The following is a 16178-nucleotide window of genomic DNA, read 5'->3' on the forward strand; positions in this document are numbered from 1 at the left end:
TGAAAACCGCGGGGTATTGCGGGCCTGCGCGCGAAGCGGCGCAGGCCGCAAACACCCTTTCACCGACCCAGCGCAATGATTTAATCCCAGCAGCGATTACAGTTACCTCTGAGCGCCGCCAAGAGCGCCACTTCCGACCTGATGACGAGGACCACCCATGGTTTCATCCAGCCCCGCGCCCCACTACGCACGCCTGTCCATCGCCCTGCATTGGCTGATGCTGGTGCTGCTGGCCGCTGTCTACGCCTGCATCGAGTTGCGTGGCCTGTTCCCCAAGGACAGCGCCGAGCGCAACCTGATGAAGGACCTGCATTTCATGCTCGGCCTGACGGTGTTCGTACTGGTCTGGCTGCGCCTGGCCGTGCGCCTGATCCGCCCTGCGCCGCCCATTGTGCCCAAGCCTCCCGCCTGGCAGACCGGGCTTGCCCACCTGATGCACCTGGCACTGTACCTGTTGATGATCGGCTTGCCGCTGGCCGGCTGGCTGATCCTCAGTGCCGCCGACAAACCGGTGCCCTTCTATGGCCTGGAGTTGCCGCACCTGATCGCGGCGGATCCGGACCTGGCCAAGTTCATCAAGGGCTGGCATGAACGCGTGGGCAGCTGGGGGTACTGGCTGATCGGCCTGCACGCGCTGGCCGGGCTTTATCACCACTACGTAGTGCGCGACAACACGCTGCTGCGCATGCTGCCCTACAAGTAGCCGCGTCGGCCCTGCAGGCCACCGGTGTGCAAAAAGATCAGACGAGTGCCAGGCTTGAACAGCCCGGCCTCGACCTGCCCACGCAGGGCCATCAGTGCCTTGCCGGTGTAAAGCGCCTCTAAAGGGACACCCGTGCTGGCCTCAGCCTGTTCGATGAAAGCCTGCAGCTCATCATCGAGCCTGGCAAAACCCTCTCGGCAGGCCTCGTGCAACTGGTACCCGGCCGTACCGGCCAGCGCCGTTATGGTCTCGGGTACACCATGGTCCAGGGGCACTGCCAGGGCGCCATGCACCCTGTGCGCGCCGGCCTCGGCCAGTACCAGGCCAGCCAGCGTGGTCCCGGTGCCAGCGGCCAGCCACCAGGCGTCATAGTCCGGCCAACCCAATGTGCCCAACTGGGCCTTGGCCTGCTCGACGATCAAGGCACACCCCTGGGCACCAGCCTGCCCGCCACCGCCTTCGGGGATGCAGTGCCAGCCGGGATACAGCGCTTGCCAAGGTGCCCAGAAGCCGGGGTCATGACGGGCACGGTAGCCTGCGTAACCAAGCCAGTGCAATTGCATCCCCAGCGCCTGCAGATCACGCACCGTGGGGGTGTCCTGGGCATGGCCGCGCAACAGACCAGCGGTGGCCAAGCCGAAGCGCTTGCCGGCGGCGGCCAGGGCATGGAGGTGGTTGGAGTGATTGCCGCCGAGGCTGATCAGCCCGGCGGCGCCCGAGGCGTGGGCGTGCTGCAGGTGGTGGCGCAGCTTGAACCATTTGTTGCCGCTGATCAGAGGGTCGATCAGGTCCAGGCGCAGGATGGCGACATCGACGTTGGCGCTTTTCAGCCAGGCAAGTTCGAGGGGCTGTAATGGCGCCTGGGGAAGGTCATGGAAGCGGGTAGACATGTTTGAGCGCCAGATGCGAGGCCGTCAGTCTACCAGTGAAAACCTGGGGCCGCTTTGCGGCCCCGGCCATCTCAAAGCTCTGCAGCCAGACGCGAGCCCTGATTGATCGCCCGTTTGGCATCCAGCTCGGCCGCCACATCCGCGCCGCCGATCAGGTGTACCGACTGCCCAGCAGCCAGCAGCCCTTCGTGCAGCTCCCGCAGCGGCTCCTGCCCGGCGCAGATCACCACGTTGTCCACCGCCAGTACCTGCGGCTCACCTTCAGCTACGCGGATGTGCAGGCCCGCATCGTCGATCCTCAGGTACTCGACGCTGTTGAGCATCTGTACCTGCTTGTTTTTCAGGCCCGTGCGGTGGATCCAGCCGGTGGTCTTGCCCAGGCCATCGCCCACCTTGGCCTTCTTGCGCTGCAGCAGGTACACCTGCCGTGCCGGTGCATGCGGCTCGGGCTTGATCCCCGCCACGCCGCCTCGCGCCTGTAGGTCGCGATCGATGCCCCACTCCTTCCAGAACGCCTCCCGGTCCTGGCTGCTGGCCACGCCCTGATGCACCAGGTATTCGCTGACGTCAAAACCGATGCCACCAGCACCGACCACCGCAACCGACTCACCCACTGGCTTGCGCTGGAGCAGTACGTCCAGGTAGGTGAGCACTTTGGCATGCTCGACGCCTGGGATGGCTGGCGTACGCGGCGCGATGCCGGTGGCCAGGATGATCTCGTCGAAAGCGCCTTCCAGCAGGGCCGGCACATCGACCCGGGTGTTCAACCGCAGGTCGACACCCGTGCTTTTCAGCTTGTTGCCGAAATAGCGCAGGGTCTCGAAGAACTCCTCCTTGCCCGGCACCCGCTTGGCCACGTTGAACTGCCCGCCAATTTCGCTGGCTGCATCGAACAGCGTCACCTCGTGGCCGCGCTCTGCGGCCACGGTGGCAGCCGCCAGGCCGGCCGGGCCGGCACCCACCACGGCAATGCGCTTGACCGTGTGCACCGGCAGGTAATTGAGTTCGGTTTCGTGGCAGGCCCGCGGGTTGACCAGGCAACTGGTCAGCTTGCCGCCGAACGTATGATCCAGGCACGCCTGGTTACAGCCGATGCAGGTATTGATTTCATCGCCGCGCCCCTGCGCCGCCTTGTTGACGAACTCCGGGTCGGCCAGGAACGGCCTGGCCATCGAGACCATGTCGGCATCGCCCTCGGCCAGTACGGCTTCAGCCACTTCGGGGGTATTGATGCGGTTGGTGGTGATCAACGGAATAGTCACCGCCCCGCGCAGCTTGGCGGTGACTTTGCTGAACGCCGCGCGTGGCACCTTGGTGGCGATGGTCGGGATGCGCGCCTCGTGCCAGCCGATCCCCGTGTTGATGAGGGTCGCGCCAGCCCGTTCGACGGCTTTGGCCAGCAACTCGATCTCGTCCCAGGTGCTGCCGCCCTCGACCAGGTCGAGCATCGACAGGCGGAAGATGATGATGAAATTCGGCCCCACGGCCTCACGCACCCGGCTGACGATCTCGACCGCCAGGCGCATGCGGTTTTCATAGCTGCCGCCCCAGCGGTCAGTACGGTGGTTGGTGTGGGCGGCAAGGAACTGGTTGATGAAGTAGCCTTCCGACCCCATGATTTCGACGCCGTCGTAACCGGCGCGCTGTGCCAGCACGGCACAATTGACGAAATCGGCGATCTGCTTCTCGATCCCGGCCTCGTCCAGCTCTTTAGGCTTGAACGGGTTGATCGGCGCCTGGATCGCACTGGGCGCCACCTGCCGGGAGCTGTAGGCATAGCGCCCGGCATGCAGGATCTGCAGGCAGATCTTGCCGCCAGCGGCATGCACGGCCTCGGTGACGATGCGGTGCTTGTCAGCCTCCTCCTCGGTGCTCAACTTGGCTGCGCCGGAATACACGCCACCTTCATCGTTGGGCGCGATACCGCCAGTGACCATCAGCCCAACGCCGCCACGGGCACGCTCTGCAAAATACGCAGCCATGCGTTCGAAGCCGCCGGGACGCTCCTCAAGGCCGGTGTGCATCGAGCCCATCAGGGTGCGGTTGGCCAAGGTGGTGAAGCCCAGGTCGAGCGGGGCCAGCAAGTGCGGATAGCGGTCGGCAGCCATGGAACGGTTCCCCATGTGGCGTGATCACGGAATGCGGGTGCCTCGGCGGGCCCCGTCGTTTATCTGCCAACGACATTAAACAGCCGTTTGAATGCGCTCAATGATCGAAACTGACAAATTACTGATCATCCTGCACAGGCGAACTGCAGTACCGGCGGTGAGACACACCCGCACTTTTACGCCTTTTTTACTCGACATTATGCAATGGCAGTCGATACTGCCGGTCATTGCCCCTGTGAGCCTGCTCGATGCCTCTGCCTGCTTTGCGCTTCATCGCCTTCATCATCGGCGTATTCCTGATTACCCTGGCGGTCAGCATGGTCATCCCCATGGCCACGCTGCTGCTGTATGGCCTTAGCGACGACCTCGGTGCCTTCCTCTGGTCCAGCCTCATAGCCCTGTGCGCAGGCCTTGTGCTGGTGGCTCGTGGCATACCCGATGCGCCGCAGCTAAGGGCCCGAGACATGTACTTCCTGACCACAGCCAGCTGGGTCATCGTCTGCGCGTTCGCAGCCCTGCCCATGGTGTTCATCCGGCATATCAGCTACACGGATGCATTCTTTGAAACCATGTCGGGCATCACCACCACGGGCTCGACGGTACTTACCGGCCTGGACAGCGCATCGCCCGGCCTGCTGATCTGGCGATCGCTGCTGCACTGGCTGGGAGGCATAGGCTTCATCGGCATGGCCGTCGCGATCTTGCCGTTGCTGCGCGTGGGCGGCATGCGCCTGTTCCAGACCGAGTCCTCGGACTGGTCGGACAAAGTGACGCCCCGTTCACACGTCGCGGCAAAAATGATCCTGGCGATCTACCTTGGGCTGACAGCACTCGGTACATTGGCCCTGTGGGCCGCCGGCATGACCCCTTTCGACGCCATCAATCATTCGATGTCGCTGATCTCCACGGGTGGCTTTTCGACGTCCGATGCATCGCTTGGCCACTGGACTCAGCCCGCTGTGCATTGGGTGGCGGTAGTGATCATGATCCTCGGAAGCCTGCCCTTCGCCCTGTATGTAGCGACCTTGCGTGGCCACCGCCGCATCCTGTTCAAGGACCATCAGGTGCGTGGCTTTCTCGGCTTTCTCCTGCTTGTCTGGGTCACGGTAGGGACCTGGCTCTGCTGGCACAGCGACTTTTCGTGGTGGGATGCTTTTCGCATCGTGGCGGTCAATGTGACGTCGATCGTTACGACCACCGGCATTGCGGTAGGGGACTACACGCTCTGGGGCAGCTTCGCCATGCTGTTGTTCTTCTACCTGACTTTTGTCGGTGGATGTTCGGGCTCCACAGCCGGCGGACTGAAAATATTCCGCTTTCAAGTCGCCGCGTCACTGCTGGTCAGCAGTTTGAAACAGCTGATTCACCCGCGGGCGATGATCTCGAAGAAGTACAATGGTCACCCCATTGATGAAGAAATCGTGCGCTCATTGCTGACGTTCTCCTTCTTCTTTTCCGTCACCATTGCCGTGATCGCCCTGGCGCTGACCCTGATAGGGCTTGACTGGACCACTGCCCTGAGTGGCGCGGCGACAGCTGTGTGCAACGTCGGGCCAGGGCTGGGCAGCGTGATCGGGCCGGCCGGCAACTTCAGCTCACTACCGGACGCTGCGAAGTGGCTACTGACCATCGGCATGCTGTTAGGCCGCCTCGAGATTCTCACCGTGCTGGTGCTCGTCGCGCCTGCCTTCTGGAGGTTCTGATTGCAGGGCAGCACGTGGGGGCAGCAATAAATCCGGGCAGGATCCGTTTATTCGTTCTAGGTTTACTGACGCAGGGAACTAGAACAATAAGCGGAGAATATCCCCATGAACCGAGCCCTTCGCCTGGCATTGGCCAGCACCGTACTGGCAGCTTGCGCAACAGCCCAGGCCGCGCCAACCTTCATCAACATCCTCACAGGTGGCACCAGCGGCGTCTACTATCCCATCGGCGTTGGGATATCACAGATCTACAGCCATGGCATCGAGGGCAGCAAGACTTCAGTGCAAGCCACCAAGGCATCGGTGGAAAACCTCAATCTGCTGCAAGCCGGCCGTGGCGAACTGGCGTTCGCGCTGGGAGATTCGGTGGCGGATGCCTGGAACGGAGATGCCGAAGCCGGCTTCAAGGCGCCCCTGAAGAAACTGCGCGCCATCGCCGGCACCTACCCCAACTATATCCAGATCGTCGCCAGCAAGGAGTCGGGCATCACCTCGCTGGAAGACCTCAAAGGCAAACGTATCTCGGTCGGTGCGCCGAAGTCCGGCACCGAGCTCAACGCCCGCGCCATCTTCAAGGCCGCAGGGCTCAGCTATGAGGACCTGGGCAAGGTCGAATACCTGCCGTATGCCGAATCCGTAGAACTGATCAAGAACCGTCAGCTGGACGCCACACTGCAATCTTCCGGGCTCGGTCAGGCGGCAATCCGTGACCTGGCCGCTACCCTGCCGGTAGTGTTCGTACCCGTGCCAGCCGCCATCGTGAGCAAAATCGGCAACAGCGCCTATCAACCCGCGACCATTCCCGCCAAGACATACGATGGCCAGGATGCTGACGTGCCTACCGCAGCCATCACCAACATCCTGGTCACACGCGCCGATATCAGCGATGACATGGCCTACGACATGACCCGGCTGATCTTCGAAAACCTGCCGCGCCTGGTCACCGCCCACTCGGCAGCAAACGATATCCAGGCACAGAATGCTGCGAGAAACCTGCCCATTCCACTGCATCCAGGCGCAGAACGGTACTTCAAGGAGAAAAACCTGCTCCCCTGACTATTGACTCGACCCATGGGGGAGCGGCACATGAGTGATACCGGGCAAGGTCTGCAAGCCAGTACTGACCGTTGGCCTGCCACGCTTTTTGCCGTGGCCCTGGCATTTTCGACCTTTCAGATCGCAACGGCGGCTTTTCCGCTGATTTCCAGTCAGGTACTGCGGGCAGTACACGTGGGGTTCTTGCTGCTGGTCGTGTACCTGAGCTACGCGTTCACCGGTCATCGCAGGCCGTGGCAACCGCTTGGCTGGCTGCTGGGCCTGGCGGGCATGGCCACCGCTGCCTACCAGTGGCACTTCGAAGGGGAGCTGATTCAACGCTCCGGGGAACTGACCACAAGTGACCTGGTGTTCGGCCTGCTGCTGATCGGCCTGGTGTTCGAGGCAGCGCGCCGGGTGATGGGCATCGCACTGCCCATCATTTGCGCTCTTTTTCTGGCCTACGGGCTGCTCGGCCAGCACCTGCCCGGTGACCTTGCGCATCGCGGCTACGGCCTCGATCAGATCGTCAACCAACTGGCCTTCGGAACCGAGGGGCTGTATGGCACGCCCACCTATGTTTCGGCGACCTATATCTACCTGTTCATCCTGTTCGGCGCGTTCCTTGAACAGGCCGGCATGATCCGGCTGTTCACTGACTTTGCCATGGGCCTGTTCGGCCATCGCAGCGGGGGGCCGGCCAAAGTCTCGGTATTCTCCTCGGCGCTGATGGGGACCATCACCGGCTCAGGGGTGGCGAACGTGGTCACCACCGGGCAGTTCACCATCCCGCTGATGAAGCGCTTCGGCTACAAGCCGGCATTTGCCGGTGGCGTGGAGGCGACCGCAAGCATGGGCAGCCAGTTGATGCCACCGGTCATGGGCGCGGTGGCGTTCATCATGGCCGAGACCATCAACGTACCCTATGCCGAAGTGGCGAAGGCCGCGCTCATTCCGGCCATGCTGTATTTCGGCTCGGTCTACTGGATGGTGCATCTGGAAGCCCGGCGCAGCCAGCTGCATGGGCTACCCCGCGAGCAATGCCCGAGTGCCTGGGATGCAGTGCGCCAACGCTGGTTCCTGCTGATCCCTCTGATAGTGCTGGTCGGCCTGTTGTTCTCCGGCCGCACACCGCTGTATTCGGGAATGGTCGGCCTGGCACTGACTGCCATCGTCATTCTTGGTTCGGCAATCATCCTGCGGGCGCAACAGACATGGCTGCGGGCGGCCTTTTGGGTTGCGCTGGGGGTCATCTGTTCAGGATTCTTCCGTATGGGCATCGGTGTCATCCTGCTGGTGATTGCCTCGCTCGCCATCGCCTGCGCGTTCATACAGGGTGGCCGTGCCACACTTCGTGCCTGCGTCATGGCCCTGGCCGAAGGTGCGCGCCATGCGGTACCGGTCGGTATTGCATGCGCCTTGGTCGGGGTGATCATCGGTGTCACCTCGCTCACCGGCCTGGCCACGACCTTCGCCGGCTACATTCTCGACCTGGGCCGCGAAAACCTGTTCCTGTCACTGCTTCTGACCATGTTGACCTGCCTGGTACTGGGCATGGGTATCCCGACCATTCCCAATTACATCATCACCAGTTCCATCGCTGCTCCGGCCCTGCTGGAGCTTGGCGTGCCGCTGATCGTTTCGCACATGTTCGTGTTTTATTTCGGCATCCTTGCCGACCTGACGCCGCCGGTGGCATTAGCCTGCTTTGCCGCCGCCCCCATCGCCAAGGAGAAAGGACTGTTGATCAGCTTCTGGGCCGTACGCATTGCATTGGCCGGTTTCGTCGTACCGTTCATGGCGGTGTATGACCCGGCGTTGATGATGCAAGGCGACAGCCTCGGCGCAACGCTGTACATGCTGATCAAGGCCATGTTTGCAGTGGCACTCTGGGGATGCGCATCCACCGGCCACTGGCGCATGCCCATGCCATGGTGGGAACGGCTGTTGGCATTCATGGCTGGCGTAGCACTGATTCTTGCATTGCCGATCAGCGACGAGGTCGGCTTCGCCCTGGGCATTGCCGTCATGGGCTGGCACTACTGGCGCAGCCGGCCATTGCCGCGGCAACCTGCATGACCAGCCTGTGCATCGGGCTTGCCGGTGTGGTCTGGGCAAGCCTGCCGTTGCAGGAGGTTACCCTGGCCTGGCAGCACAGTGTGGAGAAGGTCCGCTGGGAGGAGGATTATCAGGTGACACCCGCAGGCCTCGTGCTGCAGGAGGCTCGGGTGCGAGGCAGCGGTGCCGGCATGGAGATCCCGGACGGCGCGCGCCTGCGTGATGGGGCATGGCACTACCATCGTCATCTGCCCCCCCTGCAACCTCTGCATGCCGGACGCACGCCGGAGGCCGGCGACTATCAATTGTGCGTCAAGGGCCGTTGCCAGCCCCTTTCCCACTGGCTGGGCCCACCGACCCACACCATTGCTGCCGTGGATTTCTGGGCATGCGAACCGGGTGCTGCCGCAGATCAGCGCAAAGCACTGCCCTGAACGCGCTGACAGGGCAGTGCAAGTGCTGATCAGCTGACGACGTGCAGGTAGTGCAGGTGGCGCTCGTACTGATCGAGAATGTCGCCGATCACATCGTCCCGGCTCCATCCCATGATGTCGTAATCCTGGCCCCCTTCGCGCAGATGGACTTCAGCACGGAAGTATTTGCGGGTATCGGAACCCTCGTCGGTATCCTGCATGACGAAACTGGGCGTGTTGAATGCGCGCGGGCGTACCTCATACAGGAAGCGCCCTTCTCCAGCATGGGAGAGCTCAAGCATCACGCGCCCATCTTCGCGCTCGTTCACCGCAACTTCATAGCCCTGCTTGCGCAATTCCAGGGCGACTTCTTCACAGGCAGGCTTCACCACTTCGGCTATGAAGCGGGACACATGGGCCCGCCGCGGCATCATGGCGATATTGCGCAGTCGCCGCTGCCACCCGCCGTGGGGCTGGCGCGTATGCCGGGGGCCGGGCAATGCCTGGTTGCGCAGCCCGCGGCGGGTGGCATCGAGGCTGAGTGCCCTGAACAGGCCCCAGATCGCGATCAGCAAAATGGCGGCGAAGGGCAAGGCACTGGCAATGGTCGCGGTCTGCAGTGCCTTGAGGCCGTTGGCCAGCAGCAGCGCAATGGCGACCGCGCCTATGCTGACCGACCAGAAGATGCGTTGCCACAAAGGCGAATGGCCTTGCCCGGACGAGGCCAGCATATCGACCACTAGCGCGCCGGAGTCCGCCGAGGTGACGAAGAACACCACCACCATGAGCACCGCTATCAACGAAATGACACTGGAGAACGGGAAGTGCTCGAGAAAGGCGAACAGGGCCAGGGAACTGTCCTGATCGACCACAGCGGCCAGGTCCTTGACACCCTCGTTGAGGATCATGTGTATCGCTGAGTCACCGAACACCGTCATCCAGAGCAAGGTGAAGCCTGCGGGTACGAACAGTACACCGCAGACGAACTCACGAATGGTCCGCCCTCGGGAAATGCGTGCGATGAACAGGCCTACAAAGGGCGACCAGGACAGCCACCAGCCCCAGTACAGCAGGGTCCAGCCACCGATCCAGTCAGTGGGTTCATAGGCGTAGAGGTTGAAGGTCTTGTTGACGATGTCGGAAAGGTAGGCACCGGTATTCTGCACGTAGGCCTGCAGCAGAAACACGGTGGGCCCCAGCAACAGCACGAACAGCATCAGGATTACAGCCAGGCTCAGGTTGAGCTCGGAAAGGATGCGAATACCCTTGTCCAGCCCGCTGGCCACCGACAGCGTCGCCAACGCGCAGGTGGCGGTGATGAGAATGACCTGGACCGTGGCGTTTACCGGCAGACCGAACACATGGTGGAAACCGCTGTTGATCTGCAGTACCCCATAACCCAGCGAGGTCGCCACACCGAACACCGTGCCGAGGATGGCGAAGACATCCACGGCGTGCCCGATAGGCCCGTATATCCGTTCACCGATCAGCGGATAGAGCGCCGAGCGCAAAGTCAGTGGCAAGCCATTGCGGAAACTGAAATAGGCCAGAATGAGCGCGACGATGGCATAGATCGCCCAGGCATGCAGGCCCCAATGGAAGAATGTGATCTTCATGGCTTCGCGAGCCGCGGCGACTGTGCCAGGGTCGCCCACAGGCGGTGTGGTGAAATGCATCACCGGCTCGGCCACGCCAAAGAACATCAGGCCGATGCCCATGCCTGCCGAGAACAGCATGGCGAACCAGCTGCTCTTTCGGTAATCAGGCTCGCTGTGATCAGGCCCCAGCTTGATGTCGCCGTAGCGGCTGACGGCCAGAAACACCACGCTGATCAACACCAGCGCTACGGTGAGAATGTAGAACCAGCTGGCGTTGGTGATGATCCATTGCTGGACTTGTTCGAACAGGGCCTGGGCATGCTCCTGGAATGCCGTGGCGTACAAGACCAGCAGAAAAATGAGTATCGCGCTGGTGTAAAAGACGGGTGGATTGAGCGTGCTCCTGGGTTTGTCGGCTGCTGTCATTACGGCAGTTCTCCTTGTAAAACGATGAGCACAGGGTGCCCCGGCACCACGACATCTGCCCAGATTAGCAGCCAGGAAGATCTCCGTTTGCCGAGCCTGTGCACTTGAACAGCCATGAACCGTAACGCCCGACGGAAAAAATCTCAAATCGCTGCGCATGTCGAGCCCGCCTGGCGGGACGGTACCGGGCGAAGGCGCCGGGCGTCCTCCCGCCCTGCCTGAGTACCACCTCTGTCGGGTTTGCCACCCCGGTAATACACGTCATACTCGTGGCTTTACCCTCTGACACTGCGTAGACGATGCCCGACCGTACCCGCCTCCCCTCCCTCACTCTCGGCCGTTCACGCTGGCGAGAATGGCGCCAGCGTCTGGCGTTCTGGATCGGGGCGCTGCTGGTGGGGCTTGTCGCACTGGCGTTCGCCTGGCTGGCCGAAGCTGCATTCGCTTCGTTCGAACGCCTGCTGGAATGGATGCCCTGGGCACCCCTTCTCATCACTCCCCTAGGGTTCGCGCTTCTGGCGTATTTGACACAGCGCTGGTTTGAAAACGCCAAGGGCAGCGGCATACCTCAAGTCATCGCTGCCCTGGAAATGCCATCCCGGCGCCTGCGTGCCCGATTGCTTTCGATTCCCGTTGCCGCCGCGCGCATGAGCCTGACGTTGGGCGCCCTGCTGGTAGGGGGCTCGGTCGGGCGAGAGGGGCCGACGGTTCACATCGGCGCTGCCGTGCTCTACACCTTTGGCCGGCGATTGGGCCTGCACGGGCGCCGCGCGATTGCCGGCCTGATCCTCGCAGGCGGCGCAGCCGGCATAGCCGCCGCGTTCAACACCCCGCTGGCCGGTGTCGTCTTTGCCATTGAAGAGCTGAGCCGCACGTTTGAGCAACGCTTCAGCGGCCTGGTGCTGACGGCGGTGCTGATTGGCGGCGTGGTCACGCTGGGGCTGATGGGGCACAACGCCTACTTTGGCGAAATAAGCGGGCGGATGCCCGTAGGCTGGGGCTGGAGTGTGGTGCCTGCATGCGCGCTGTTGGGGGGAGTGCTGGGTGGGTGTTACGCCAGGCTGGTGCTGCCTACCGATAAGGGCGTACTTGGCCGCCTGTGTACACTACGCGGGCGCTACCCGGTGCGGTTCGCGGCGATCTGCGGGCTGGTGCTGGCAGTGCTCGGGCTGGTTTCTGGCAACCATGTGTTCGGCACCGGCTACGAAGAGACCCGTGCCTTGCTCGAAGGCCGACCGATCACCGATGCCAGCTTCCTTCTCTGGAAGTTTCTGGCCAATGTCGTCTCTTACCTCTCCGGCATACCGGGCGGCCTGTTTTCGCCTTCGCTGAGCATCGGCGCGGCATTCCAGCCGCTGTTGAGCCTGATCCCCAATGTTGACCCACAGGCGTGTGCATTGCTGGGAATGGGCGCCTACCTGGCAGGCGTAACGCGTTCACCGTTGACTGCATCGGTCATCGTTCTGGAACTCACGCATAGTCCGGACCTGGCCATCCCGATGCTGGCAGTGACATTGATGGCTGCCGGCATCTCCGGTTGCATTTCGCCGGTTTCCCTCTACCACGCCCTGGCAAAGCAGATCATCGACAAAGTTGCACCTGCCAGATCCAGTTGAAATCAACGGCTGCGCGAGGCACGCTCAAGACGACTGTGACACAATGCTCAGCGACTTCTTGGTTCACCGCCTCGTCATTGCGAGTATCAACGAAATCAAAGGCATGCGAAAACTATTGGCAAGCGCCTTGGCGCTGGTAATGATCGCCGCCCTGTGCGGCTATGGCTTCTGGACCCAACAGCGCCCGGAAGGCCACTACCTCTCCGACCTGCGCATCGAACTGGCGTTGAACCACGGCGTGCCCGGCGAGCAGGGCAACCTGCTGGGCGTCGAGCCCCTGCTTTACCCAAGCGACTATCAAAACCTGCAACGCCTGCACCGCAAGCTCTCGGCCTACCTGCAACAAGCCCGTGCCCAGGGCCTGATAAGCCCGCGCACGGTGGTGGTGCTGCCGGAGCACATTGGCACCTGGCTGTGGGCCCGCGGCGAAAAGAACGAGCTGTACCAGGTCACCCGCAGCCGCGAGGCAGAGCAATGGCTGGAGTTGAGCAACCCGCTGCGCTATGGCCTGGCGATAGTGCGGGCCAGCGGCGATGACCGCCGGGCCGACGCGCACTTGCGCATGAAGGCTCAGCAGATGGCCCGCGACTACCAGCAGCTGTTCGGCAGCCTGGCCAAGGAGTTTGGCGTGACCTTGGTGGCCGGCTCGATCGTGCTGCCTGACCCCTATGTGGAAAAAGGCGTGCTGCATACCGGCGGCGGCCCGTTGTTCAACAGCAGCCTGGTGTTCGCCAGCGATGGTTCACCGCTGGGCCAGCCACAACGCCAGCAATTCCCGGACAGCCAGGTACGGCGTTACATCCATGATGGCCGCAAGCAACCCCTACAAGTGGTGCAAACCCCAGCCGGGCGTCTTGGCGTGCTGATCGGCAGCGATAGCTGGTACCCGGAAAACCACCAGCAGTTGGAGAACCAACAGGTACAACTGATCGCCAACCCGGTTTTCCTGAGCGGCAAAGACAGCTGGCAAGCGCCATGGCGTGGCAACCGGCACCAGGATGCGGCGGCCGAGCTTGCCCTGCAGCGCGGTGAAGTGAGCGAGAAGACCGCCTGGCAACGCCTGACCGAGGCTGCCGGCCAAGGGGTCAGCAGCATGAGTGTATTCATGCGGGGGCAGTTCTGGGACCAGGGCAGCGACGGTCAAGGCTTCGCCCATCAGAGCGGCGAATTGCTTACAGGCCCTCCCAGCCAGGGCGCACGCCTGCTGAACGTGTGGCTGTAGGGGTATGTCCCGCCCCCGCGTTCGCCTGGGCGACCTCTCGGTAGGTTTCGTCCAGCCACTTGCTGAGGCCATCCAGGGCCTCGGTCACGATCCTCAGCCGCTGCTGCGCCGTTACGGGCTGGATCAGACACGCCTGGCCGAAGCCGGCGCACGGCTGTCTATCCCCCGTTACATGCACCTGGGGCATGCTGCGATCGCGCTGTGCGGGGAGCCTGCCCTGGGCCTGCACATGGGACGCCTGAGCCGGCTGGCCCAGGCTGGCCTGGCGGGCGTCACAGCCGCGCAGGCGCCTACGTTGGGCGAAGCCGCCCGTACACTGCTGCGTTTCGAGCCGCTGTATGCCGCCAACTACCGTGGGCATTCGAGTTTTCAGGAAGACGCCCAAGGGGCATGGCTGCGCTTTTATTCAATCAGCCCCTACAACGCCTATAACCGTTTCGTGGTTGACTCGCTGCTGACTGGCTGGCTGGCCCAGCTTGCGGCCCTGACCGACACGCCCATACAGGCCGAGCGCCTGGAGATCGAATTCGAAGCACCCGGCTACGCCGCCCAGTACCAGCCATTGTGCAGCACCGCCGTGCAGTTTGGCGCCAGTGGCAACCGACTGCGCCTGGGCCGGGCCACGCTGGAGCTGGCCAACCCCCAGCATTGTCCGAGCACCTGGCAGCACCTGCTGCAACTGTGTGAAACGCACATGCTGCAGCGCACCCGGGTGCGCAGCCTGGGGGAGCGCATCACCCATTTGCTCGGCCCCCTGCTCAACGGTGGCCGTGAGCCCGGCCTGGAAGAAGTGGCACTGCGCCTGCAACTGCCCGCCTGGACCTTGCGGCGCAAACTGGCAGAGGAAGGCACGCGCTTTCGCGACTTGCTCAACGACACCCGGCGCGACCTTGCCGAGGCCTATATCCGCGATACGGAATTGACCTTCGGCGAGATTGCCTACCTGTTGGGTTTTGCATCGGCCGAGGCCTTCCAGCGCGCATTCAAGCGCTGGACGGGCCTCACACCGGGGGGGTTCCGCCGCAGTCAGCGGCAGGTCGGTCAAAGCTCGGTGGCGTCGTCGGCCGGTTCCGGGGTGTCCAGCTCGTAGGCTTGGTACTCGAGCAGCTCTTCCTGATATTCATCCATTACCCTGCGCCCTCTTCACTCTTTTATCTTCGTTGGTCATGCCTTCCAACCTAGGCAGGCTGGATGAAGAAATGATGACAAGCCTATGAGTGGTAAACGTAGCAGGTGTTCAGAAAGTTATCGTCTGGTGATCTGTAACAGCGAATGATTGGCCGTGTCGACGCCTGTTCAGGGAAGATCATTCAGAGTGAGGGTGCTTCAGCCTCGGCAGGCTGTGCATCCTGCTGCACCTGAATCGGCGCAGGCGCCGCCGGCGGTGCGACCGGTTGCGAACCCTGGCTGTCATCAACCACCGGCGCTGCTGGGGCCTCGCTTGCCGGGGCCACCGCCTCAGAGGCTGGTGCTGGTTCTGCTGGCGCCGGTGTTGCTGGCGCAGGAGCAGGTGCCGCCTCTGCCAAAGGAGCGCTCACAGGTGCTGGCGAAACTTGCTCAGGCAACCCCAAGGCAGGCGCTGTGTTCTCGGCCTTGGGCACAGGCGCTTCAACCTTGGCCTTGCTGACCTTCTTCGGCTTGGGCAAGTAGCTTTCGACCAGAGCAAAGTAACGCTCGTAGAACTGCGGCGCGGTCACAGTCTCGCTGGCGACCTTGACCATCGAATCGTCACTGGAGCCGATCGGCATCGAAACAGAACCCAGCACACCCACGCCGAGGCTGGCGGACGTATTGGACTTCTTGAGGGCGTAGCGGTCCTGCAACGCGTTGGCGAACATGGTCGAACGCTGTTCGTCACTGCTGTCGGGCGCGCAGGTCACGCTGAAGCTGATCTGCAGGTGGTTCTCGCTGTTCTGCTGGAAGCTTTTGTTACCGGCAATCTGGTTGGCGCCGCTGCTGGTGATGATGTAACCCTGGCTCAGCAGCGCACGCCGGGCAGCCTCGCACGAGCCGGCTTCACTGACCGGGAAACTGCGCGAGAAGGTGCCCGAGTCATCGAAGTTCTCATGCTCATAGATAGCGGTTTTTTTCGAGGAGCAACCGGTCACGCCCGCCAGCACCAGGGCCAGCCCGAGCGCACCAAAGACGGATGATCTGGTCATTGCGAATTCCGGGTAAGTCGAGAGGTGCCTATTGTGCATCACAGCACCCTTGCACTGAAACCGTTCGACGGTGAAGAGTCTGTCAGCATCGTGTAAATGTTGACTTTGCAGGCGCGTAAACGAAAAAAGCGACCCTAAGGTCGCTTTCTCGTTTTGCTTCGAAGCGTTCAAGGGCTTCGAGGCGAAGATGGCGCAGCGGACGGGACTCGAACCCGCGACCCCCGGCGTGACAGGCCGGTATTCT

12 protein-coding genes are annotated in these 16178 nt (G+C 62.5%); 8 read left to right on the forward strand and 4 right to left on the reverse strand.

Annotated features, from left to right (window positions below; translation table 11 throughout):
- Positions 1-157: 157 nt before the first annotated feature.
- Entirely contained in the window at positions 158-703 is a 546-nt protein-coding gene (locus BLX42_RS12210) for a cytochrome b (RefSeq protein ID WP_046786517.1), read from the forward strand.
- Here BLX42_RS12210 and BLX42_RS12215 read toward each other — a convergent pair.
- Entirely contained in the window at positions 694-1593 is a 900-nt protein-coding gene (locus BLX42_RS12215; RefSeq protein ID WP_161871850.1) for a 1-aminocyclopropane-1-carboxylate deaminase/D-cysteine desulfhydrase, read from the reverse strand. The two genes, BLX42_RS12210 and BLX42_RS12215, sit on opposite strands and share 10 nt — an antisense overlap.
- A 71-nt stretch (positions 1594-1664) precedes the next feature.
- Positions 1665-3701, reverse strand: coding sequence for an NADPH-dependent 2,4-dienoyl-CoA reductase (locus BLX42_RS12220; RefSeq protein WP_161871851.1), 2037 nt, complete (start codon positions 3699-3701; stop codon positions 1665-1667).
- A 248-nt stretch (positions 3702-3949) separates the two neighbouring features.
- Here BLX42_RS12220 and BLX42_RS12225 point away from each other — a divergent pair, with 248 nt between their 5' ends.
- From BLX42_RS12225 to BLX42_RS12240, 4 genes are all read left to right on the forward strand, one after another.
- The gene (locus BLX42_RS12225) at positions 3950-5404 is read left to right on the forward strand and encodes a TrkH family potassium uptake protein (RefSeq protein ID WP_046786520.1); all 1455 of its coding nucleotides are present in this window, start codon (positions 3950-3952) and stop codon (positions 5402-5404) included.
- Between the two features lie 105 nt (positions 5405-5509).
- Positions 5510-6460 carry a TAXI family TRAP transporter solute-binding subunit gene (locus BLX42_RS12230; RefSeq protein ID WP_046786521.1) on the forward strand — a complete coding sequence of 317 codons (951 nt, stop codon included), beginning with the start codon at positions 5510-5512 and terminating at the stop codon, positions 6458-6460.
- Between the two features lie 30 nt (positions 6461-6490).
- Positions 6491-8518, forward strand: coding sequence for a TRAP transporter permease (locus BLX42_RS12235; protein WP_161871852.1), 2028 nt, complete (start codon positions 6491-6493; stop codon positions 8516-8518).
- The gene (locus tag BLX42_RS12240) at positions 8515-8931 is read left to right on the forward strand and encodes a DUF1850 domain-containing protein (RefSeq protein WP_161871853.1); all 417 of its coding nucleotides are present in this window, start codon (positions 8515-8517) and stop codon (positions 8929-8931) included. Before BLX42_RS12235 ends, BLX42_RS12240 begins: the two co-directional genes overlap by 4 nt.
- 29 nt (positions 8932-8960) lie before the next feature.
- On the opposite strand, the gene BLX42_RS12245 is transcribed toward BLX42_RS12240, so the two are convergent.
- Positions 8961-10934: a choline BCCT transporter BetT gene (locus tag BLX42_RS12245; protein ID WP_115275644.1), complete on the reverse strand. Its 1974-nt coding sequence runs from the start codon at positions 10932-10934 to the stop codon at positions 8961-8963.
- 299 nt (positions 10935-11233) lie between these two features.
- Here BLX42_RS12245 and BLX42_RS12250 point away from each other — a divergent pair, with 299 nt between their 5' ends.
- The 3 genes from BLX42_RS12250 (at position 11234) to BLX42_RS12260 (ending at position 14862) form a co-directional block, all read left to right on the forward strand.
- Entirely contained in the window at positions 11234-12550 is a 1317-nt protein-coding gene (locus BLX42_RS12250; RefSeq protein WP_196997717.1) for a chloride channel protein, read from the forward strand.
- 103 nt (positions 12551-12653) lie between these two features.
- Positions 12654-13772, forward strand: coding sequence for a nitrilase-related carbon-nitrogen hydrolase (locus BLX42_RS12255; RefSeq protein ID WP_046786699.1), 1119 nt, complete (start codon positions 12654-12656; stop codon positions 13770-13772).
- A 4-nt stretch (positions 13773-13776) separates the two neighbouring features.
- The gene (locus BLX42_RS12260; RefSeq protein WP_161871854.1) at positions 13777-14862 is read left to right on the forward strand and encodes an AraC family transcriptional regulator; all 1086 of its coding nucleotides are present in this window, start codon (positions 13777-13779) and stop codon (positions 14860-14862) included.
- Positions 14863-15082: 220 nt separating this feature from the next.
- Here BLX42_RS12260 and BLX42_RS12265 read toward each other — a convergent pair whose 3' ends face one another.
- Entirely contained in the window at positions 15083-15934 is an 852-nt protein-coding gene (locus tag BLX42_RS12265; protein ID WP_161871855.1) for a DUF2242 domain-containing protein, read from the reverse strand.
- Positions 15935-16178 lie beyond the last annotated feature (244 nt).

Source organism: Pseudomonas sp. SG-MS2 (assembly GCF_009933855.1).
GTDB classification, from domain to species: domain Bacteria; phylum Pseudomonadota; class Gammaproteobacteria; order Pseudomonadales; family Pseudomonadaceae; genus Aquipseudomonas; species Aquipseudomonas putida_E.

What these genes read in the sequence shown, in the direction of transcription:
- BLX42_RS12210 (WP_046786517.1), top strand. Translation starts at nt 158, where the DNA reads ATGGTTTCATCCAGCCCCGCGCCCCACTACGCACGCCTGTCCATCGCC.
- BLX42_RS12215 (WP_161871850.1), bottom strand. Translation starts at nt 1,593, where the DNA reads ATGTCTACCCGCTTCCATGACCTTCCCCAGGCGCCATTACAGCCCCTC.
- BLX42_RS12220 (WP_161871851.1), bottom strand. Translation starts at nt 3,701, where the DNA reads ATGGCTGCCGACCGCTATCCGCACTTGCTGGCCCCGCTCGACCTGGGC.
- BLX42_RS12225 (WP_046786520.1), top strand. Translation starts at nt 3,950, where the DNA reads ATGCCTCTGCCTGCTTTGCGCTTCATCGCCTTCATCATCGGCGTATTC.
- BLX42_RS12230 (WP_046786521.1), top strand. Translation starts at nt 5,510, where the DNA reads ATGAACCGAGCCCTTCGCCTGGCATTGGCCAGCACCGTACTGGCAGCT.
- BLX42_RS12235 (WP_161871852.1), top strand. Translation starts at nt 6,491, where the DNA reads ATGAGTGATACCGGGCAAGGTCTGCAAGCCAGTACTGACCGTTGGCCT.
- BLX42_RS12240 (WP_161871853.1), top strand. Translation starts at nt 8,515, where the DNA reads ATGACCAGCCTGTGCATCGGGCTTGCCGGTGTGGTCTGGGCAAGCCTG.
- BLX42_RS12245 (WP_115275644.1), bottom strand. Translation starts at nt 10,934, where the DNA reads ATGACAGCAGCCGACAAACCCAGGAGCACGCTCAATCCACCCGTCTTT.
- BLX42_RS12250 (WP_196997717.1), top strand. Translation starts at nt 11,234, where the DNA reads ATGCCCGACCGTACCCGCCTCCCCTCCCTCACTCTCGGCCGTTCACGC.
- BLX42_RS12255 (WP_046786699.1), top strand. Translation starts at nt 12,654, where the DNA reads ATGCGAAAACTATTGGCAAGCGCCTTGGCGCTGGTAATGATCGCCGCC.
- BLX42_RS12260 (WP_161871854.1), top strand. Translation starts at nt 13,777, where the DNA reads ATGTCCCGCCCCCGCGTTCGCCTGGGCGACCTCTCGGTAGGTTTCGTC.
- BLX42_RS12265 (WP_161871855.1), bottom strand. Translation starts at nt 15,934, where the DNA reads ATGACCAGATCATCCGTCTTTGGTGCGCTCGGGCTGGCCCTGGTGCTG.